At 71.0% G+C, this 20,437-nt stretch carries 17 protein-coding genes and 1 pseudogene; 8 read left to right on the top strand and 10 right to left on the bottom strand.

Annotation, left to right across the window (positions count from 1 at the left end):
- The first annotated feature begins 22 nt into the window (after positions 1-22).
- The 3 genes from FEF34_RS28715 (at position 23) to FEF34_RS28725 (ending at position 4,028) form a co-directional block, all read left to right on the top strand.
- Positions 23-892 (top strand): HalD/BesD family halogenase, encoded by an 870-nt coding sequence (locus FEF34_RS28715; RefSeq protein WP_138055743.1) that lies wholly within the window; start codon positions 23-25, stop codon positions 890-892.
- Between the two features lie 434 nt (positions 893-1,326).
- Positions 1,327-2,172, top strand: coding sequence for a class I SAM-dependent methyltransferase (locus FEF34_RS28720; protein WP_138055744.1), 846 nt, complete (start codon positions 1,327-1,329; stop codon positions 2,170-2,172).
- The gene (locus tag FEF34_RS28725; RefSeq protein WP_138055745.1) at positions 2,169-4,028 is read left to right on the top strand and encodes a choline/carnitine O-acyltransferase; all 1,860 of its coding nucleotides are present in this window, start codon (positions 2,169-2,171) and stop codon (positions 4,026-4,028) included. The genes FEF34_RS28720 and FEF34_RS28725 overlap by 4 nt, the downstream gene beginning before the upstream one ends.
- Positions 4,029-4,364: 336 nt before the next feature.
- Here the strand turns inward: FEF34_RS28725 and FEF34_RS28730 are convergent, their stop codons facing one another.
- Positions 4,365-5,192, bottom strand: a complete 828-nt coding sequence (locus FEF34_RS28730; protein WP_171053131.1) for a bestrophin-like domain — start codon at positions 5,190-5,192, stop codon at positions 4,365-4,367.
- A 271-nt stretch (positions 5,193-5,463) separates the two neighbouring features.
- On the opposite strand from FEF34_RS28730, the pseudogene FEF34_RS28735 reads away from it, so the two are divergent.
- Positions 5,464-5,784, top strand: a pseudogene (locus tag FEF34_RS28735) (IS6 family transposase); the annotation flags it as partial.
- Positions 5,785-6,260: 476 nt separating this feature from the next.
- Positions 6,261-6,725 (top strand): hypothetical protein, encoded by a 465-nt coding sequence (locus FEF34_RS28740; RefSeq protein ID WP_138055747.1) that lies wholly within the window; start codon positions 6,261-6,263, stop codon positions 6,723-6,725.
- 171 nt (positions 6,726-6,896) lie between these two features.
- On the opposite strand, the gene FEF34_RS28745 is transcribed toward FEF34_RS28740, so the two are convergent.
- Both FEF34_RS28745 and glnA read right to left on the bottom strand, forming a co-directional pair.
- On the bottom strand, positions 6,897-8,357 hold the full coding sequence (locus tag FEF34_RS28745; protein WP_234042603.1) for an IS1380 family transposase: 1,461 nt from the start codon (positions 8,355-8,357) through the stop codon (positions 6,897-6,899).
- A gap of 440 nt (positions 8,358-8,797) precedes the next feature.
- Positions 8,798-10,207 carry a type I glutamate--ammonia ligase gene (gene glnA / locus FEF34_RS28750; RefSeq protein WP_093660179.1) on the bottom strand — a complete coding sequence of 470 codons (1,410 nt, stop codon included), beginning with the start codon at positions 10,205-10,207 and terminating at the stop codon, positions 8,798-8,800.
- Positions 10,208-10,507: 300 nt separating this feature from the next.
- Between glnA and FEF34_RS28755 the strand changes: the two genes are divergently transcribed.
- Positions 10,508-10,975, top strand: a complete 468-nt coding sequence (locus tag FEF34_RS28755; protein ID WP_138055748.1) for an RDD family protein — start codon at positions 10,508-10,510, stop codon at positions 10,973-10,975.
- 467 nt (positions 10,976-11,442) lie between these two features.
- Here FEF34_RS28755 and FEF34_RS28760 read toward each other — a convergent pair whose 3' ends face one another.
- The 4 genes from FEF34_RS28760 to lipB all read right to left on the bottom strand — a co-directional run bounded on the left by FEF34_RS28760 (position 11,443) and on the right by lipB (position 14,541).
- On the bottom strand, positions 11,443-12,141 hold the full coding sequence (locus tag FEF34_RS28760) for a DUF4191 domain-containing protein (RefSeq protein WP_138055749.1): 699 nt from the start codon (positions 12,139-12,141) through the stop codon (positions 11,443-11,445).
- A 19-nt stretch (positions 12,142-12,160) separates the two neighbouring features.
- Positions 12,161-12,364, bottom strand: coding sequence for an SCO2195 family GlnR-regulated protein (locus FEF34_RS28765; protein ID WP_017949918.1), 204 nt, complete (start codon positions 12,362-12,364; stop codon positions 12,161-12,163).
- Positions 12,365-12,597: 233 nt separating this feature from the next.
- Complete coding sequence (lipA, locus tag FEF34_RS28770; protein WP_138055750.1) at positions 12,598-13,590, bottom strand: lipoyl synthase; 993 nt, start codon at positions 13,588-13,590, stop codon at positions 12,598-12,600.
- Positions 13,591-13,692: 102 nt separating this feature from the next.
- Positions 13,693-14,541 carry a lipoyl(octanoyl) transferase LipB gene (gene lipB, locus FEF34_RS28775; protein ID WP_138055751.1) on the bottom strand — a complete coding sequence of 283 codons (849 nt, stop codon included), beginning with the start codon at positions 14,539-14,541 and terminating at the stop codon, positions 13,693-13,695.
- A gap of 242 nt (positions 14,542-14,783) precedes the next feature.
- Here lipB and FEF34_RS28780 point away from each other — a divergent pair, with 242 nt between their 5' ends.
- A complete protein-coding gene (locus FEF34_RS28780; RefSeq protein WP_138055752.1) occupies positions 14,784-16,235 on the top strand; it encodes a regulator in 1,452 nt (483 codons plus the stop codon).
- A gap of 197 nt (positions 16,236-16,432) precedes the next feature.
- On the opposite strand, the gene FEF34_RS28785 is transcribed toward FEF34_RS28780, so the two are convergent.
- Complete coding sequence (locus FEF34_RS28785) at positions 16,433-17,767, bottom strand: NAD(P)/FAD-dependent oxidoreductase (RefSeq protein WP_138055753.1); 1,335 nt, start codon at positions 17,765-17,767, stop codon at positions 16,433-16,435.
- Between the two features lie 364 nt (positions 17,768-18,131).
- Complete coding sequence (locus tag FEF34_RS28790; protein WP_138055754.1) at positions 18,132-19,031, bottom strand: TIGR01777 family oxidoreductase; 900 nt, start codon at positions 19,029-19,031, stop codon at positions 18,132-18,134.
- A 34-nt stretch (positions 19,032-19,065) separates the two neighbouring features.
- Here FEF34_RS28790 and FEF34_RS28795 point away from each other — a divergent pair, with 34 nt between their 5' ends.
- The gene (locus FEF34_RS28795) at positions 19,066-19,593 is read left to right on the top strand and encodes a GNAT family N-acetyltransferase (protein ID WP_138055755.1); all 528 of its coding nucleotides are present in this window, start codon (positions 19,066-19,068) and stop codon (positions 19,591-19,593) included.
- On the opposite strand, the gene FEF34_RS28800 is transcribed toward FEF34_RS28795, so the two are convergent.
- Entirely contained in the window at positions 19,583-20,251 is a 669-nt protein-coding gene (locus FEF34_RS28800) for a TetR/AcrR family transcriptional regulator (RefSeq protein WP_138055756.1), read from the bottom strand. The two genes, FEF34_RS28795 and FEF34_RS28800, sit on opposite strands and share 11 nt — an antisense overlap.
- Between the last annotated feature and the right edge of the window lie 186 nt (positions 20,252-20,437).

Raw genomic sequence — 20,437 nt, forward strand, 5'->3', positions numbered from 1 at the left:
GCCCGCATGCCGAGAGGATCGAATGAGCACACTGGAAGCCATGACGCTTGCCCAGGTGGTCGACGCGAACCGGTATCCGCTGTCGGAGCTCGACGGCGCCGAGGGACGGGCGGTGGTCGCCCGCGCCCGGCGCGAGCTGTCCGACCTGGGCTGCACCGTGCTGCCCGACTTCATCCGCCCGTCCCTCCAGGACGTCCTGCGCGAGGAGGGCTCGGCGCTCGCCCCCCGTGCGTACCACGACGTCGAGACGGTGAACGTCTACAACATCGCCGTCGACTCGGACCTGCCCGAGGACCATCCCGGCCGGAGGACGTTCCAGCGCGGCAACGCGTTCGTCGCCAGGGACCGCATTCCCGAGGACTCGCTGGTCGGCCGGCTCTACTCGAACGACGTGTTCAGGGAGTTCGTCGCCCGCTGCTTCGGGCTGCCGCGGCTGTACGAACTGGCCGACCCGCTCTCCGGACTGGTCCTCAACGTGGTCCCGCCCGGCATGGAGCACCCCTGGCACTTCGACACCAACGAGTTCACCGTCAGCATGCTCACCCGGGAGCCCGAGGACGGCGGCGTCTTCGAGTACTGCCCCGGCATCAGGTCCGCGCAGGACGAGAACTTCGCCGGCGTGCGGGACGTCCTCGACGGCCGCGGCGGCCGTCTGGTCCGCCGCCTGCCCCTGCGGCCCGGGGATCTGCAGCTCTTCAAGGGCCGTTACTCGCTGCACCGGGTGAGCCCCGTCCGGGGCGGGACCGCCCGCCACTCCGCGATCTTCGCCTACAGCGAGCGCCCCGGCGTCATCGGGAGCGTCGCCCGCACCCGGCAGCTGTTCGGGCGGGTGCTGCCCGAGCACCTGGAGGCGGAGGGCGGTGCCGTGCGGGGCGACCGGCTGCTGGACTAGGGCGTGTTGCGAAAGTAGCTCCGTCCGCCCGCAGGCCAGGAGGGACTCTTGCAACACGCCCTAGCGGCTGTACCGCAATCCCCGGCGGGCGCGCGACGACGGCCACGGCGCCTCGCCGCGTTGTCGGATCATCCGAACACACCCGGTACGAGGACGACTCTCCGCCTTGCGATGCACCGCATCCGACGCCGCGCGCCGGCCCCCCGGGGGGACTGCGGGACAGCCCTCGAGGAGCCGTTCACCCGGGCCGCGCCCGGACCCTCCGGGCCGGCCCGCACGCGGCCCCACGCGGCCACGGCGCCGGCACATCAGCCCACGGCCACCGGCACACGCGCCCCCCGCCCACCACCGCCGGACCACTGCGGCCGGGCAGCGTGTCCGTCCCGGCCCGCAGGCGTTTCCCACACAGCGATCCCCCGGAGGAGCAGAACCCCGTGCGATTCGACGCCACCGGAAAAGTCACCCTCGAACACATCTACACACAGCCGGACCCCCGCACGTATTTCACCGTGCTCCGCCCCCTCGGCTACTGCATCCCCCAGCAGGCCAAACCCTGGTTCACCAAGCTGATCCAGGAGTATCGCGAGTCCCGGCAGGTCACCGTGCCGCAGGTGCTGGACATCGGTTGCTCCTACGGAATCAACGCCGCGCTGGTGAAGTACGACGCGACCATGGACGAGCTGTACGACCGCTACGGCGACACTCGGGCCGCCGACGACAGCCGCGCGGCCCTGCTGGCCCGCGACCGTGAACTGGCCCGCTGCCGCCGCCCGGCACAGCCCCTCCGCTTCGTGGGTCTGGACGCCGCCGGCAGCGCGCTGGCCTACGCCCTCGAGGCGGGCTTCCTCGACGACGCGGTCCACGCCGACCTGGAGAACCACGATCCCACGCCCCGCCAGCACGCCCAGCTCGCCGGCACGGACCTGGTGATCTCGACGGGCTGCCTCGGCTACGTCACCGAGCGGACGCTGATGCGCGTGGTCCGGGCCCAGGGCGGCCACCTGCCGTGGATGGCGCACTTCGTGCTGCGGATGTTCCCCTTCGACCAGGTCGAACAGGCCCTCGCCGGGCTCGGATACCGCACCGTCCGGGTCGGCGAGGTCTTCAGGCAGCGGCGGTTCGCCTCCCCCGAGGAGCAGGCGCTCGTCCTCGACGGCATGGCGGCCGCCGGGGTGGATGCGCGGGGCTTTGAAGCGGAAGGCTGGCTCCACGCACAGCTCTACCTTTCCCGGCCGTACGACACCCCAGGCACCGACGACCCGAAACGAGACCAGTGGTGAACAACCGTCAGACGTCCGCGCCGGAGGCCCCGGCGCCCGGCACGGCCCCCTCCACCTTCGCCAACGAGGCGGGCCTGCCGCGGGTACCGCTGCCGACGCCGGAAGCGAGCTGCGAGCGGTTCCTCGCCTGGTGCGCTCCGCTGCTCACCGCGGACGAACTCGCGGCGACCGAGGCGGAGGTCTCCGCCTTCCTCCGGCCCGACGGCCCCGGCCGCGTCCTGCACGCGGCACTGGAGGAGTACGACGCCACCGAGGGCGTGCACAGCTGGCTGGACACGTTCTGGCCGTACCGCTACCTGGGCCGGCGGGACCGTATCGCGCTCAACGCCAACTTCTTCTTCCTGTTCCAGGACACCGGCGAGGGGCAGCTGGCGCGCGCGGCCGGGCTGATCGCGGGGGCGCTGCACCACAAAGGCCTGCTCGACCGGGAGCAGCTCCCGCCCGTGGTGCAGCGCGGAGTGCCCCAGTCGATGGTGCAGAACACGTTCCTCTACTCCACCACCAGGATCCCGGGAGTGCCCCAGGACACCGTCCGCGCCCCCTACGGGCACGGCCGGCCCGGCCCGTCCGACGCCCGGCACATCGTGGTGTTCTTCCGCGGCGGCATGTTCCGGCTGGACGTGCTCGGCCCGGACGGCGTCCCCCACGGGCTGGAGGAACTGGAGGCCGGACTCGGCGAGGTCGTGAAGGCCGGGGCGGAGCCCGCCGCACCGGACACCTCGGTGGGCCACCTCACCACGATGGCGCGTGCGGAGTGGGCGTCCGCCCGTGCGGAACTGCTGCACGCCGACCCCCGCAACGCGGAGTCGCTGGACGTCGTCGAAACCGCGCTGTTCTGCGTCTGCCTGGAGGACTTCACACCCTCCGGGGTCCAGGAGGCATGCGACGAACTGCTGTACGGCGACCGCGGGAACCGCTGGTTCGACAAGGCCGTGTCGTTCGTCGTCTTCGCGGACGGCCGCGCGGGCATCAACGTCGAGCACTGCGAACTCGACGGCACCACCATCCTCGGCTTCACCGACTTCCTCCTGGACACCCCGGCCGGGGAGCACTCCCGCCGCTCGGGGGCCCGCTGCCAGGGCCTGCCCGTGCCGGAGCCGGTCGTCTTCACGCTGGACGCTCCGCTCAGGGAGAAGGTGCGCGCCGCCGCGGAGTCCTTCGCCGCGTACGGGGAGGCCACCGCGACCACCACCGTGTCCTTCCCGGACTTCGGCAGCGCCACGGCCAAGTCGCTCGGCATGTCCCCGGACGCCTTCGTCCAGTGCGCCTACCAGCTCGCCCACCAGCGGGCCAGGGGGTTCCTGGGCGCCACGTACGAATCGATCGCCACCCGGCAGTACCGCAACGGGCGCACCGAGGCCATGCGCGTCGTCACACCGGAGATGCGGGCGTTCGTCACGGCGATGGAGGATCCCGCCGCGTCCCCGGCCGGGCGCCTCGCAGCGTTCCGTGCCGCGGCCGACGCCCATGTGGCGCGTGCGAAGGCATCCCAGGCCGGACAGGTGCCCGAACAGCACCTGTGGGAACTGGAACTCGTCCAGCGCCGTCGAGGCCCGGAGCTCGGCGTCACCGAGCAGCCCGCGCTCTACCGCACCCCGGGCTGGCTGAAGATGCGCGACGACTACCTCAGCACCAGCTCCGCGCCCTCCGGCAACATCCAGTTCTTCGGCTTCGGATCCACCAGCAGCCGCTGCATCGGGGTGGCCTACGTACTGCTCCCCGAGCGCTTCAACCTCTACCTGAGCACCCCGCTGCCGGTCGCGGACCGGATGCACGCCTTCGCGGACCGCCTGCGCGACGCGGTCGCGGAACTTCGCGCCCTGCTGCGGCCCGGAGGGGCGCAGCAGGACGGCTGACTCCCGCGCCCGACGCGGAGGTTCCGTCCCGCGGACGGCGGGACGGAACCTCCGCGTCCCGGGGAGCTTTGCCGTCAGCCGGCAACGGCCGTATCGAAGGGCCGGGCGCGGCGGGGAAGTCCATCGCCGTGCCCTACATCTTCGCCTTGAGCGCGCGGTCAACGGGGAGGTCCACCACCGTGCCCCGAGGACCTCGACGGTCCGGACTCCGGACGGCACTCCGTGTACGCACAGGAACCGGAGAGCCGTCCACATGGCCACCTCCGTCGATGCTGTGACCGGGCTCGGGGCGGAACGGGCTTCGCCTTCCATCCACCGTCCGGCGAACGGCCTGCTTCATGCAATGCCCTTGGGTCTGACGGACTGCGGTTCGGCGAGAGGATCGAACGAAATTCGAAGGTCCTCGTATTGGGTGGGTTCAATTTTGAGTTCGCCCCTGAAGGGGTCGTCCATTGCCGCAATCACGAAAATCATCAAAGCTAGAGTCGTGCTCGCCATGAGTGAAATCAGAATATGCATCCTCATCGACTTCACGGGCAGTAGGAAAATTGACGCCAGAGTTGAGATCGCCCCAACGTAGACGATGACCCACAGCACTGCAGGAATCGTTTGGTTCACCTCTCCCAGTCGCCCGCGCCGCGCATCCAGGAAGTCTCCGTAAGCTGAAAGTGTTTCTTGATAGATGGCGTTCTGCCTGTTTGTGGTGGGCTCGAATTTGTATAGCTTGTCGAGGAAGTTGGTGACCTCTTGGCGGCATAGGCGTGTTGGGTTTGCGCCCTGACTCTGCGCTGGCCACTCCTTTTCTAGCACGCAGTCGAGGTAGGCTTTGATGTCATCTTGCATTCTCCCTCTGTCCGGCTCCGGGAAGGCCTCGATGAGCCTGTAGGAGTGGGAGATTTCGTTTGCCTCTGTCTGGGTCGACGAGGAGGCTGTCGAAAAGTCCTGATAGGTCGCGACGATGATCAAGGCGACCAGGAGTCCGTAGAACACGATGATGGCATTGGAGAAGACTTGACAAATGTCCCCCCACTTCGGCTCTCTGTCGATGGTTTGCGTGAGGTACTTTCGCGCGGCCAGCGTTCCCGCCATTGCGATTGCACCGAAAACCAGGATGAAGATGAGCGCCGAAGGCCAAAGAGGCACATCGTAGAAGATGCTAATCATTTTTCCTCGGATGGAAACGGAAGTGCAATTTGACCTGAATATACTTGCTCGGCCCGGATCCGCCACGTGACGGTCGGGTGATGGCGGCCAAATGTGAGGAGGTGCCTTTACCAGTCCCACGAAGCAGGACACCGCTGAATCCGGCTGCGCGCCGGATTCGCCGACGGCGGCGGCCATATGATTCCGCAGTGTCCACCCGGCAATATCCGGCTTCCGGGCGATCTCGGACGCGGCCGCTCTTCCCGCGGCAAGCGCCAGGACCCGCGGTTCATACCTGCGGCGGGCCGTCGACCAGGACGGCAACGTCCTGGACATTCTTGTGCAGTCCCGCCGGGACAAGGCTGCGGCCAGGCGCTTCGTCCGCAGGCTGCTGAAGAAGACCGGTGCGGTGCCGAGGGTGGTCGTCACCGACAAGCTCCGCTCCTACGGCGCGGCTCACCGTGAGGTCATGCCCTCGGTGGAGCACCGCTCGCACAAGGGGCTGAAGCAACCGGGCGGGAGAACAGTCACCAGCCCACTCGCCAGCGCGAACGGGCGATGAAGGGCTTCCGCTCCGCTGGAGCAGCCCAGCGGTTCCTGTCCGCGTTCAGCGGCATCTCACCCCACTGCCGGCCCCACCGCCACCGGATGGCCGCACACAACTACCGAGCCGAAATGACCCTCCGCTTCATGCTCTGGGAGCAGGTCACCGGAGTCGCCGGCCTGCCCACCAAGGGCTGAGCAGCAACCCGGAACCGGGCTTCACCACGCCCCGACGCGCCGCCAGACACCCACGCACTCAACAACGTGACAACGCCTCTCGCCCGGGTACCGGTGCCCCTTGTACGACGGCGACACGGATCCCACGAACGGCCCCTCCCGCCCTGATCAACACCAAGATCATCCTACGAGCCAGCCAACGTGACAACGCCGCTGCCGTGACTACTGGCCGCCTGCGGGGCGAACTACACGGCCATTGACACGTGTCGCGCACACCTGTCCGGCCGTGCATAGCTAGAAGTCCGGGCCGGGCCGAGATTAGATCGGCTTCGGAAGGACTATTCGCCCTCGAGACGCTGAGGACACACCATGAGAACTTCGCGCGCGCTGCCGCTGTGCGTACTGACCGTCTTCCCCGCCGTGCTCAGTGCGCCTCTGGCCCACGCGGACACCGGCCACGACAAGGACCGCGTGAAGAAGATCACCCTGACCACCACCGACCCCCAGGGGCAGTTCCCCAATTTCACTGCCGACCTGGTCAACTCGAAGGGCGAGACCGTCGGCTTCGTCACGACCAACTGTGTCCTGGCGGCTTCCACTCCCCAGACCAGCACCTGCTACGGGTCCTATGTCCTCGAAGACGGCCAGATCACGTGGCAGAACGCCACGCGCGATCCGCAGCCCCCCTTTCTGACCGCCATCACCGGAGGAACCGGCAAGTACTGCGACGCCAGCGGCCAGATCCGCGTGGTCAGAACCTCGTCGGACCCCGAAGGCGGCCTCTACCAGCTCGAAGTCATCACCAGCCGCAAGTGCTCCACTTCCCAAGCTTGACCTCGATTCTTCGGTGGCGTGACGGCGTCGCCGTGTGCGGCTGGCTGCCCGGTATGTCCCATGCCGTATCGGGACTGGCCGTCGCGTGACGCTGCGGGGCGTCGGGTTCCACGGGCCCCGGGGGTGCTGCGGTCCTCTCCTCTCCGGTGTCGTCGGGGTGGTGGCCGGTCGTCAGGTACGGGCCGGGAGTTCGGTGGCGCGCTTCCAGGCGGCGGTGAACGCGCCGGCCCAGGGCCAGGTGCGGTCAAGGTGGAGGGTGCGGCGGCGGGCGTGGGAGGTGAGGCGGGCGGGCAGGTGGTAGAGCTTCCTGCGGATCGTCTCCGGTTCGGCGGCGGCGAGTTCGGGCTCGTCGTGCAGGAGGAGGAGCCGGGTCCAGGCGTCGAGGTCGGCGGCGAGCGTGGCGGCCAGCACCCAGGCGGCGTTGAACTGCCAGGATTTCGAGGGCAGCAGCCCGAGGCCGACCCGCTTGATCGCTTTGACGCGGTCCTCGACCTCGGCGTGATCGCGGTACAGGGCGTCGACGAACCAGACCTGGCCGGAGCCGGGTACCCCGGAAAGTCCCTGGTGGGAGGGGATGTTCGTGGCGACGATCTGGTAGCGCCAGCCGGTGCGTTTCTCGAAGGCGGTCAGCTTCTTCGCATCCCGGCGCGAGGGCTTGACCCGGCGCACGATCAACCGCATCCCCTCGGGCCAGCCGGTCAGGTCACGGACCCCGGTCAGCTCAGCGACCTGGTAGGACAGCCATTCGCCGTCGGGGCCCTTGATCTCGTGCAGTTGGCCGTCTTGCCGCAGCGCCGCCGTCCACACCTTCTCCGGCAGCCGGGCGATGGCCTTCTCGTCGGCGTCGTTGATGGCCCAGCCGGTCACCCAGCGCACCCGGCGCCGGCTGGTGGTCAGGCTCTGGAGGTGGCCGAGGACGTCGTGGCTGAAGGCCGCGCCGTCGATCCGTATCAGCAGCTTCGACCACAGCGGCAGCGGGAGCTGCCGAAACGCCGAGGCCAGGACACTCTTGTGGTCGTCGACATCGTTCGGCGGCGCGTTGCCGGGTCGCAGCAGCATGGCGACACACTCGCGGGTGTTGGCCACCCACGCTCCCAGCGGCATGTGGCCGAAGCTGCCCTTGAAGGTGCCGGCCGCACCCTCCTTCTTGCTGCTACAGGTCACGATGGTGGCGTCGAGGTCGAGGACGTACCAGCCGGTGAGTTCTCTGCCGCACACCGCGATCCAAGGGAAGCCGCCGGGGCGCAGGGCGAGCAGGGTCCACACCATGCGCCGGACCACGGCGCGCACGCGCTCGATCCGCGCCGCCACCGGACCGTCGATCGCCTCCAGAGTGCGGCGCAGGGTGCTGTCCGAGACCGGCCGCGGGAACAGGCTCTTCCAGTGGTGCTGCAGTTGCTCGGCTTCCAGGATGTTCGTCGCGCCGAGCACGATCGCGCAGGCCAGCTGGACCAGCGCCATGCCCCGGTCACGCCAGCCAGGCCCAGTGCCCTTCGGCAGCGCCGCGCTGAGCACGGTGGCCAGGCCGACGCGGTCGGCGACCTTCCGCAGCAGCACCACGCCCGCGTGGCCGGTCAGGTTCTTGCCATCGGCCCGCACGGCAAGCCGGTGATCCCATTCGGTAGCCTGCACCTGTTGGGTGTCTCTTCTCTGCGACGGTTTTGATCTAGGAAGTCCAGATCATCGCAGGTGGGAGGCACCCTTCTTCTGTCGGGGCATCAAGTCACGGCCGTAGCTGAATACATGAGGTTGAGCGAAAACACGTCGGATGTGGGTGTGATGGCGGTCATGTCCAGGGGACGCGGCGTGACGGCCGCTCGGTTGCCGAGCCGCGCGCACGTCAGTCCGCTTTTATCAAGAGCCTGGACGAGCCAGCGAGGGCCGCTACCCCGACTATGCGGTAGCGGCCCTCGCAGCGTTTCTGACATCAAGTCAGAGAATTGGCCGGGCGGTGCACACTCGGTGCACAAGGGGGTGGAAAGCAAGCGGTGACAGTGAGAACTACTGAGAAGAGTCTTCGCAGGTCACAGCCAGTTTCCAGGGCCTCAGCCCAGGTCGCCCGACCATGCCTCTTAGATGTCGAAGTAAAGCTCGAACTCGTGCGGGTGCGGACGCAGCTGGATCGGGGCGATCTCGTTCGTGCGCTTGTAGTCGATCCAGGTCTCGATCAGGTCGGCCGTGAAGACGCCGCCGGCCTGGAGGTACTCGTTGTCCGCCTCGAGGGCGTCGAGGACCGCCGGGAGGGAGGTCGGGACCTGCGGGACGCCCGCGTGCTCCTCGGGGGCGAGCTCGTAGAGGTCCTTGTCGATCGGCTCGGCCGGCTCGATCTTGTTCTTGACGCCGTCGAGGCCCGCGAGCAGCAGCGCCGAGAAGGCCAGGTACGGGTTCGAGGACGGGTCCGGCGCGCGGAACTCGACGCGCTTGGCCTTCGGGTTGGAACCCGTGATCGGGATACGCATCGCGGCCGAGCGGTTGCGCTGCGAGTACACCAGGTTCACCGGCGCCTCGAAGCCCGGCACCAGGCGGTGGTACGAGTTGACCGTGGGGTTGGTGAAGGCCAGCAGCGACGGGGCGTGCTTCAGGATGCCGCCGATGTAGTAGCGGGCGGTGTCCGAGAGGCCCGCGTAGCCCTGCTCGTCGTAGAAGAGCGGGGAGCCGCCCTGCCACAGCGACTGGTGGACGTGCATGCCGGAGCCGTTGTCACCGAAGATCGGCTTGGGCATGAAGGTCGCGGTCTTGCCGTTGCGCCAGGCGACGTTCTTCACGATGTACTTGAAGAGCATCAGGTCGTCGGCCGCGGCGAGCAGCGTGTTGAACTTGTAGTTGATCTCGGCCTGGCCGGCCGTGCCGACCTCGTGGTGCTGGCGCTCGACCTGCAGGCCGGCGTTCTCCAGTTCCAGCGAGATCTCGGCGCGCAGGTCGGCGAAGTGGTCGACCGGCGGGGCCGGGAAGTAGCCGCCCTTGTAGCGGACCTTGTAGCCGCGGTTGTCCTCGATCGCGCCGGTGTTCCAGGCGCCGGCCTCGGAGTCGATGTGGTAGAAGCCCTCGTTCGCCGAGGTGGCGAAGCGCACCGAGTCGAAGACGTAGAACTCGGCCTCGGGGCCGAAGTACGCGGTGTCCGCGATGCCGGTGGAGGCGAGGTAGGCCTCGGCCTTCTTGGCGATGTTCCGCGGGTCGCGGCTGTACTGCTCGCCCGTGATCGGGTCGTGGATGAAGAAGTTGATGTTGAGGGTCTTGTCGCGGCGGAACGGGTCCAGACGCGCCGTGGAGAGGTCCGCGCGCAGCGCCATGTCGGACTCGTGGATGGCCTGGAAGCCGCGGATCGACGAGCCGTCGAAGGCGAGCTCCTCGGACGGGTCGAACGCCGTGGCCGGAATCGTGAAGTGCTGCATCACGCCGGGAAGGTCGCAGAACCGGACGTCGATCATCTTCACGTCGTTGTCCGCGATGTACTTCTTGGCGTCGTCGGCGTTCTGGAACATCCAACTCCTCCTACTCCCGTCCCGGGGAGGGGCGGGGTTGTGACTCGGTCGTGCGGCCAGTGCGGTGGCACACGCAGGACACGACCCTAGGCAGCCGGGATTTCTCCAGCATGACTCATTTGTTTCGCGGAAGTTAACCGGGCAGCCGGAGCCCTGAGCCGCGACACGCTTCGCGGACCCCTCGGGCTGCCCTCGCCCGGCCCCGTCCGGGCCGGGGGCCGAGGCCCGGGAACGGGCTGCCCCGGGGCTTCCGGGCACCCGGGAGGCGGTGATCGAAAGCGTGCACAGTACCGTGGACGGGTGGACAACAGGCAAGCAATCGGATCGTGGCTCTCCGGGCCCCGCGCGGCGGCCGAGGACATGGGCGCCGACTTCGGCCACCGGGGCGAACGGCTCGGGCTGCCGGCGGAGGGACCGGGTTCGGTCGCCCCGCTCGGGCGGCGCTTCGGCGCGCTGTTCATCGACTGGGGCCTGTGCGTGCTCATCGCATACGGCCTCGTCACCGGCCGCGACTGGTCCGCGACGGGCAACCCCGCACTGGTGGTCTTTCTCGTGCTCACCGTGCTGACGGTGGGTACCGTCGGCAGCACTCCCGGCAAGCGCCTTCTCGGGCTGCGGGTCGTCGGCGAGAACGGCGGACGGCTCGGCGTCGGCAGGGTCCTGGTCCGCAGCGTGCTGCTCTGCCTGGCCGTCCCGGCGCTCATCTGGGACCGCGACGGTCGCGGCCTCCACGACCGGCTCGCCCGCGCGGTCCAGGTACGCGTCTGACGCGTGTCCCGGGCGCGGTCCGGATACGCGTCTGACGCGCCTCCCCGGCGGGAGCCCGGGGCGCCGGGAAGCGGCTGCGCGTACGCCCCGCCGACAGCCCCGGGTGCCGGGAAGCGGTTGCGCGTACGCCCCGCCGCGAGCGGTGAGCTCGTAGACCCGCAGCCCGGCAGCCCGTAGCCGGCAAGACCGCATGACCGCTCGCTCCCGGCGCCGTGCTGCCCGCGTACCCCGCCCCGCGCGCGTCGTCCCGCCCCGCGTACCCCGCCCCGCGCGCGTCGTCCCGTGCCGGTGCCCGTCCGCGCACCCCGCGCGAACCCGGCCGTAGGCGCGCACCGCGCGCGCTCCTACGGCCACCCGTGCCCGTCCCACCGCATGCGAAGAGGGCGCCCCGATCGGACCGGGGCGCCCTCTTCGTCCGTGTCGAGCGGTCGTGCCCGTCCGCCGGCGAGGCCGGGGACGGGACGGCGTCAGCGCATCTTTCCGCCTCGTGGCATCCGCATGCCCTTCGGCATCGGGCCCTTGGGCAAGGGCATGTTGCTCATCAGGTCGCCCATCGCGCGCAGACGGTCGTTCGTCTGCGTCACCTGCGGACCGGTCAGCACACGGGGGAGCTTCGTCATCGTGGTGCGCAGCTTCTTGAGCGGCACCTGGCCCTCTTCGTTGCCGACGATGATGTCGTGCACCGGGGCGTCCACCGCGACCCGGGCCATCCGCTTCTTCTCGGCCGCCAGCAGGGTCTTGACCCGGTTCGGATTGCCCTCGGCCACCAGCACGATGCCGGCGCGGCCGACGGCCCGGTGGACGACGTCCTGGTTGCGGTTCATCGCGACCGCAGGGGTCGTGGTCCAGCCTCGGCCCACGTTCTGCAGTACGGCGGCCGCCGCTCCCGGCTGTCCTTCCATCTGCCCGAAGGCGGCACGCTCGGCGCGGCGCCCGAAGACGATCGCCATCGCGAGGAAGGCCAGCAGGAAGCCCAGGATGCCCAGATAGATCGGGTGGTCGATCAGGAAACCGATCGCGAGGAAGACACCGAAGGTGACGATTCCCACACCCGCGACGACAAGACCGACCTTGGAGTCGACCCGCCGGGTCATCTTGTAGGTAAGGGCGATCTGCTTCAGTCGCCCGGGGTTCGCAGAGTTCTCTGCCTGATCCTTCCTCGCCATGTCCTGAAGTTTACGTGCCTCAGGAAGAGCGAGTCGCCACGGCCTCCAGGACGTGCTGCGCCTCGACCCGGTCCCTGGCACGGCGCCGGTCCTCGAGGACCGCGGTCCAGGCGTTGCGGCGGGCGGTGCGCTGGCCGCCGCCCAGCAGTACGGACTCGACGGCGAGCAGGGTCTGGGTGAGCGTCGGGAAGGCGTTGGCGCGTACGGAGGTCGCGGCCTGCATGGCGGAGGTCTCCCTCGGAAGCGGGTGGTGAGCGGTGGGAGCGTGCGTGCTGTGCGTGAAGACAGCGTCACTGATTGGTGTTACCAGGGCGTGACTCGCCGGTCAAACGCTGATGAAACCTTTCCGCGCACTACCGGAAGCATGGCGCGGCCCGCACGGGCCCCCGACCTGCGGGGAGCGTACGGGCCGCGACGAACCGGCCATTACCGACCGGTAATTTCTTGTGCGTGAATTCACACGGCCGGGGCGGTGGCCGTGCTCTCCCCGCTCCGCCGTGCGGCTGCCGACCGCCGCTGGTCCACGGCCTGCTGGTAGAGGCGTCCGGCCCGGTACGAGGACCGCACCAGCGGGCCCGACATCACACCGGAGAAGCCGATCCCGTCGGCCTCCTCCTTCAGCTCCACGAACTCCTGCGGCTTCACCCAGCGCTCGACGGGGTGGTGCCGTACCGACGGCCGCAGGTACTGGGTGATGGTGATCAGCTCGCAGCCCGCGTCGTGGAGGTGCTGCAAGGCCTCGCTGACCTCCTCGCGGGTCTCACCCATGCCGAGGATCAGGTTCGACTTGGTGACCAGGCCGGCCGCACGGGCCTCCGTGATCACCTTGAGGGAGCGCTCGTACCGGAAGCCGGGGCGGATGCGCTTGAAGATGCGCGGCACCGTCTCGACGTTGTGCGCCAGCACCTCGGGGCGGGAGGAGAAGACCTCGGCCAGCTGGTCCGGCTCCGCGTTGAAGTCGGGGATCAGCAGCTCGACCTTGGTGCGGCCGGCCTCGCGGTCCGCCGTCTGCGCGTGGATCTGGCGCACGGTCTCCGCGTACAGCCAGGCGCCGCCGTCCTCCAGGTCGTCGCGGGCGACGCCGGTGATCGTGGCGTAGTTCAGGTCCATCGTGACGACGGACTCGCCGACGCGGCGCGGTTCGTCGCGGTCGAGCGCCTGCGGCTTGCCCGTGTCGATCTGGCAGAAGTCGCAGCGCCGGGTGCACTGGTCACCGCCGATGAGGAAGGTGGCCTCGCGGTCCTCCCAGCACTCGAAGATGTTGGGGCAGCCGGCTTCCTGGCAGACCGTGTGCAGGCCCTCGCTCTTGACGAGCTTCTGCAGCTGGTTGTACTCGGGACCCATTTTCGCCCGGGTCTTGATCCACTCGGGCTTGCGCTCGATGGGGGTCTGGCTGTTCCGGACCTCCAGGCGCAGCATCTTGCGTCCGTCGGGTGCTACAGCGGACACGACCGGCTCCCTACACTTCGATTCCTCGGCGGACACCAGGGTACGCCCGTTGATTGTGATGCCCTCACCCGTGGCCAACCTCTGGCCAGGGGTGGGCATTCCTCAGGCCGCCGGGGCGGGCTCCGTAGCCGGGCCCGCGGGCTCCGTCACGTCCGCCGGGCCGGTCCCGCGCTCCACGGCCCGGGGCCGCAGATCGGCGTTCTCCAGCACCTCGCGGAGGTGCTTCTCGACGACCGGCAGCACCTCGGCGATCGTCACGTCACGGCCCAGTTCGTTGGCGAGCGAGGCCACCCCCGCGTCCCGGATGCCGCAGGGCACGATCCGGTCGAACCACGTGTTGTCCGGATTCACGTTCAGCGCGAAGCCGTGCATCGTCACGCCCTTGGCGACGCGGATGCCGATGGCGGCGAGCTTGCGGTCCTCACGGCGCTGACCGGCGTTGGACGGGGCGTACTCCGGGCCGCTGAGGCGGGGGTCGAACTCCTCGTCGTGCAGCCGCGGGTCGAGGTCCAGCGAGAGTCCTCCCAGCGGGCGCTGCTCGACCGGGTCGCCCAGGGCCCAGACGCCGCTGCGGCCCTCGATCCGGGTGGTCTCCACGCCGAAGTCCGCGCAGGTCCGGATCAGCGCCTCCTCCAGGCGCCGCACATGGGCGACCACGTCCACGGGCCGGGGAAGCTGCATGATCGGATAACCGACCAGCTGGCCGGGGCCGTGCCAGGTGATCTTGCCGCCGCGGTCGACGTCGACGACCGGGGTGCCGTCCAGCGGCCGCTCGCTGTCCTCCGTACGCCGTCCGGCCGTGTAGACGGGCGGGTGCTCCAGCAGTAGACAGGTGTCCGGGATCTCGCCGGCGAACCGGGCCGCGTGCACACGGCGCTGCTCGTCCCAGGCCGCCTGGTACTCGACGGCGTCGTCGCCGAAGCCCAGATGGACAAATCGCAGCTCGCTCACCGTTGTGCCTCCCTCAAGCGTTCACGGTGCACTCATCAGGCTCCGGCCACTGTACGACTCGTGCCGCACCCGTCAGCGCTGCCCTCAATCCTCACACGATCGGATGAATGCGCGACGAAGGCGGCGGTTGCGCCGGTATGGGCCGCTAAATTCGCGCCGTTCCTCCCCCAGAGCTGAGCCCGGGGGAACCCCAGGCTGCGAGGGCCGCACCCGGGCCCGGAAGGCAGGAGACCGCACAGCTGATGACGGACCGACCCCCGCAGCGCACCCCGAACCGCCAGCTCGCCGCCCTCATCGCCGAAGCCGGCTTCTCCAACGCGGGGCTGGCCCGCCGGGTGGACCAGCTCGGCCTGGAGCACGGCCTCGACCTGCGGTACGACAAGACGTCCGTGACGCGCTGGCTGCGCGGGCAGCAGCCGCGCGGCACCACACCGGCACTGATCGCCGAGGTGTTCACCCGGCGGCTCGGGCGGCGGCTGTCGGCCCAGGACCTGGGCCTGGACGCGTGTGCGCCGGTCTACGCGGGGCTGGAGTTCGCCGCCACCCCCGAGGAGGCCGTGGACATCGTCAGCGGACTCTGGCGCAAGGACTCGGGCAGCCACGCCGAACTGCGCAAGATCGCGTTCACTCCGGCCGGGCTCGTCGTCCCGAGCCGCGACTGGTTGATCGGCCGCGCCGACGAGCGGGTGGCCCGCGGGGAGCCCGTGCCGAGCGGAGCGCAGGCCAGGGTGCCGGGGCAGGGCGGCCGCGCGTCGGTGCCGCGGCAGCGCGGCACCGACCGCGGCCCGGGCCAGCGGGTCGGGCCCGGCGACATCGCGGCCCTGCGGTCGGTCGGCGAGCTCTTCCGGACCCTCGACCACGCCTACGGCGGCGGTCACGCCCGTCAGGCGCTCGTCCGCTACCTGGAGCACGAGGCCGAGCCGATGCTGCGCGGGGCGTACGGGGAGAGCACCGGACGCCGGCTGTTCGGGGCGGTCGCGGACCTCACCCGGCTGGCGGGCTGGACGTCGTTCGACATCGCCGCCCACGGCCTCGCCCAGCGGTACTTCGTCCAGGCGCTGCGGCTGGCCCAAGCCGCGGGCGACCGTGCCTACGGGGCGTACGTGCTGGTCACCATGGCCCGGCAGGCCGTCTACCTAGGGCACGGACGAGAGGCCGTCCAGCTCACCCGGGTCGCCCAGCAGGGCGTCGGCTCCGCCGCCTCGCCGGCCGTCCAGGCCCTGCTGCACGCGGTCGAGGCCCGCGGGCACGGCGTGCTCGGGGAGGTGCGCTCCTGCACGGCCTCGCTCGTCCGGGCCGAGCGCGCCCTGGACACCGCCCGGCCCGGGGACGACGTGCCGCACTGGGCACGGTTCTTCGACGAGGCGCAGCTGGCCGACGAGTTCGGGCACTGCCACCGGGATCTGCAGCAGTACCGAGCGGCCGTGCAGCACGCCGAGCGCTCCCTCCAGCTGTGCGCCCCGGGTTTCGCGCGCAGCCGCCTCTTCTGCCGAGTCGTCCTCGCCACCTCCCGGCTCGGCCTGGGGGAGCTGGACCAGGCGTGCGCTCTCGGTGCGGAGGCGGCGCAGCAGGCCTCGGAGATGCGGTCGGCCAGGGCCATCGAGTACGTGCGCGACTTCGAGCGACGGCTGGAGCCCTACCGCGACGCGGCCGCGGTCCGCACCTACCGGGACCGTGTCGCGGCGATGGGCTGATCCGCCGATCGCCGGGCCCCGTGGCGGTATCGGGCGGGACGCGCCCGCGGGTGCGACGGGCGTGGGCTCCGCCGTGTCCGCGAACGCGGGTCACGGCTCTGACCACGCGTCCGGAGCCTCGGTGCCCCCGGTCCCGTCGGCCCGGCCCGGGCTGCGGCCCCGGAGCCGGACGGTCCCGTTCCCGGCGGCCCCGATGGTCAGGCCGCGGCGGTACCGAGCAGCGCGGGTGCGAGTTCCGGCTGGATGCCGAAGTCGCGCAGTACCGCGTGCGCCGCCCGGCGCCCCGAATACAGCGCGCCCTGGACGGTGCTCGTGTCCCGGTGGCCTCCGCAGACGTAGAGCCCGCAGAGCAGCCGCACCGGCCGGCGCAGGTCGTGGGGTACGGGCATGGCGGGGACGGCTTCCGGGTCGTGGTGCACGTCCAGCAGCTCCCAGTCGGCGGTGGACGTCCCGTACAGCGTCGCGAGGTGGGCCCGGACCCTTTCGTCGAGCGCGGCGGGCGGATCGCCCAGCACGGCGGAGGTGACCAGCACGCGGCCCTCGGGCGCACGCGACGGGTCGACCTCGCTCATCACCGCCGTGTGCGCGACCGGACCGGAGCCGTCCGCGTCCAGCACCAGGGCCGGCTCGGCCAACGGCGTCGCAGGGGCGGTGTGGTGCACGACCGTCAGCGGGTGGAAGTCCGGCACCCGAAGCCCCGGGAGGAGCTCCGCCGCGGCCCGGGCTCCCGTCGCCACGAGCAGGGAGCGGCAGGTGAAGGTGCCGTGCTCCTCGGTGGTGACCGAGGAGATGGACGCCTCGGTGACCCGGGCACCGGTGAGCACGGTGCCCGGCGGCAGCGCGTCCGCGAGCAGTTCGGGAAGCCTGTCGGCGCCGCCCGTCGGCACACAGAGCCGACCGCGCGCGAAGCCGCGCAGCACGAGGTCGGTGCAGCGGCTGGAGGAGACCAGCTCGGCGTCGTTCAACAGGGCGGCGAGCAGCGGCCGGAGGAAGCCGTGAACGGTCCGTGGGGGCAGACCGCGGCTGAACAGGGCCTCATGTGCGGGAAGTTCACGCCGGGCCAGCAGGCGCCGGGGCGGTGTCGCGGCGAGCCGTCCGAGCGCCGCCGCGAGCCGGGCCTGGTCGAAGGCGCCGCCGAGAGGTGTCCGGGGGGAGCTTGCCAGGGCGCGCGCCGCAGTCAGTGCGCCCCTCGCGCGCCGCGCGCCTCCCGTCCCGCGCATGCCGAGGACCTCTCCGGCGCGGTGGTGCCGGCCCTCGCTGTGCACGAGCACGCCGGGCGAGAACCGGCTCAGCGGGAGGCCGGCCAGGGCGGGGGTGCGGCGGAGTTCCGGATACGAGGTGCTGAGCAGCCGGACCGTCCGGTCGAGCCGGAACCCGTCCAGCTCCCCGGTGGCCGTCCGGCCCCCCACCTTGGGTCCGGCCTCCAGTACGACGACCGTGACTCCCGCACTGGTCAGCCGATGAGCCGCCGCGAGCCCGGCGATCCCGGCTCCGACGATGACGACGTCCGCGTGGCGTGCGCTGCTGAGCACGTGCCCTCCCCGAGGTCGGCGCGGCTGTGGTGGGGTGCTCATGCCCCCAACCGGCTGGCGGAATGCCGAAGTTCGGAACGAGGGTAGAAACCCGGCCGCGGGAATCCACGCGCGCGCGGCGGGCGCCCGGGAGCACGGGGTCGCACGGCCGTGGGACCGTCCTCGGGCCGGCGCGCACGCTGGGGCGTGCGGAGCGCACCACCGTCCTCGCGCGGAACCGCCGGGCGTGAAAGGCAGCGCCCCGGGGTGCCCGCGCCGGGACACGCACCGCCCACGGCGAGGGCCGCTCAGGAGCCCCCGGCGGAGCCCCCTCGGGCCGTCGGTCCCCGGCGCCGCCGGTCCGTCGGGCCTGCCCGTGTCCGTGTCAGGCGAGCGCCGCGCGGATCGCCTCGTCGATGGACGGATGGGAGAAGGCGAAGCCGGAGTCGAGGAGCTTCCTCGGCACGACCCGCTGGCTGCCGAGGACGTCCTCCGCGAACTCGCCGAGATACACCCGCAGGGCGACCGGCGGCACCGTGAGCAGGGTCGGACGGTGGAGCACACGGCCCATCGCCGCCGTCACCTCGCGATTGGTCAGCGGATCCGGAGCGGTCAGATTGACCGGGCCCGACAGCGTGTCCGTGTCCACGATGTGGCGCAGCGCCGCGACCTCGTCCTGCAGGGAGATGAAGCTCCAGAACTGGCGGCCGCTGCCCAGCCGCCCGCCCAGGCCCGCCCGGAACACCGGGAAGAGCCTTCCCCACGCACCGCCCTCACGCGCCACCACCAGTCCCGTGCGGGCGAACGCCACCCGGACGCCCGCCTCCTCGGCCGGTGCCGCCGCGGCCTCCCACTCCTCGCAGACACCGGGCAGGAAGCCCGCGCCGGGGGGCGCGTTCTCGTCGACCGCGCGGTCGCCCGTGTCGCCGTAGTACCCGATCGCCGAGCCGCACACCAGCACTCGCGGCGGCTCCTCCAGTGACGCCAGCGCCTCCGCGAGTGCGGCCGTGCCGAGCACCCGGCTGTCCCGGATCTCCTTCTTGTACGCCTCGCTCCAGCGCCGGTCGCCCACGCCGGCGCCCGCGAGATGGACGACCGCCTCGCAGCCGACGAGCCCCGCCGCGTCCACGTACTGCCGAGCCGGGTCCCACCGGACCTCGTCCGCGGCCCGAGGCGCCCGTCTGACGAGCCGCACCACCTCGTGCCCACCCGCGCCTTCGGCTCGCAGGGAACGCACCAGTGCCGAACCGATCAGACCGCCCGCGCCCGTCACAGCAATACGCATGCGTCACATCCTGCCCCATGACACAGTGACCGCCATGTCCGAACCCGGCACGCCCTTCGTCATACGCCCGGCACAGGGAACCGACGACACCGCCCTCGCCGAACTCGACCGCGCCACCTGGTCGACGCTGCACGCCGTCCAGCCGCGCCCGGTCCCCCCGTACCGGCCGTTCTTCGACGAAGCCCACCCGCCGGAGCAGCACCTGGTCGCCGAACCCGTGACCGAAGGAGCGGTCGGTGACGGAAGAATCGCCGGGTACATCCGTGTCTGCGCCCCCACGCCGCTCTCCTGCAACCAGCACGTACGCCAGATCCAGGGCCTCGCGGTGGCCGACTGGGCGCGCGGACTGGGCGTCGCGCGGGCGCTGCTCCGCGCCGCCGGTGACGCCGCACGCCGGGAGGGCGCGGTCCGCCTCACCCTGCGGGTGCTCGGGCACAACACCCCGGCCCGCCGGCTCTACGAGTCGGAGGGCTACACCGTCGAGGGAGTCCTGCCCGGCGAGTTCTTCCTCGCCGGGCGGTACGTCGACGACGTGCTCATGGGGTGCCCGCTCACCGGGTAGCCCGGGTCGCGGGGGCCAACGGGCGGAGCCCGCCGGACAGTTCGCGCAGACACCGCACCGCCGGGTCGGCCGGCGACCCGGTATCGCCCGCCGCCCCGGGCGGCGCGTCCGACGCGGCCCAGACCTCCAGTCCGATCCGCAGCGCGTCCACGGCGACCGCCGCCGCGAGCCGCAGTTCCAAGGGGTCGGCGTCCGGCCCGGCCAGCCCGGCGAGCACCGGTACCAGGCGTTCCTCCGACTCCTGGTTCACCCGGTACCAGACAGCCCGCAGCGCCGGATCCCGTACCGCCGCGCGCAGCAGCGCCCGGGTACGGCGCAGCCCCTCGGCCGATCCTCCCTCCGGCACCGACAGCGCCGCGGCGAGCGTCCGCTCCAGGACCTCGGGCAGCGGGGTGCCCGGGCCGGCGGCCGCGAGGAGCGCCCGCCAGCGCTCGGCGGCCATGGCGAGCAACGGCCCGGCGGCGTCCTGTTTGTTGCGGAAGTACCGGTAGAACGTGCGCAGGGCCACCCCGGCCCGCTCCGCGATCTCCTCGGCCGACGTGGCATTCGGGCCGCGCTCCGTGAACAGTTCCGCGGCGGCGCGGGCGATCTCCAGCCGGGTCGCGGCCTTGCGGCGCTCGGTCAGCGGCCGGCGAGGTGACGGCGGCTTGGTGCTCACCGGACGAAGGGTACGCCCGCCGGCAGCAGACGGGACCGACCGTACGTCAGGTCCGGAGCGTCACCCGTCCGGCGCCGTACGCTCTCCGTCCGTGCACGCTCGCGGAGCGTTTCGCGCTCCGGCGCGCGCCTGGACGGGGGCACTGGGGCGTGTTTCGAGAGTCCCGTCCGGGCGGGGCGGACGGCG

The organism is Streptomyces marianii (assembly GCF_005795905.1).
Lineage (GTDB): Bacteria > Actinomycetota > Actinomycetes > Streptomycetales > Streptomycetaceae > Streptomyces > Streptomyces marianii.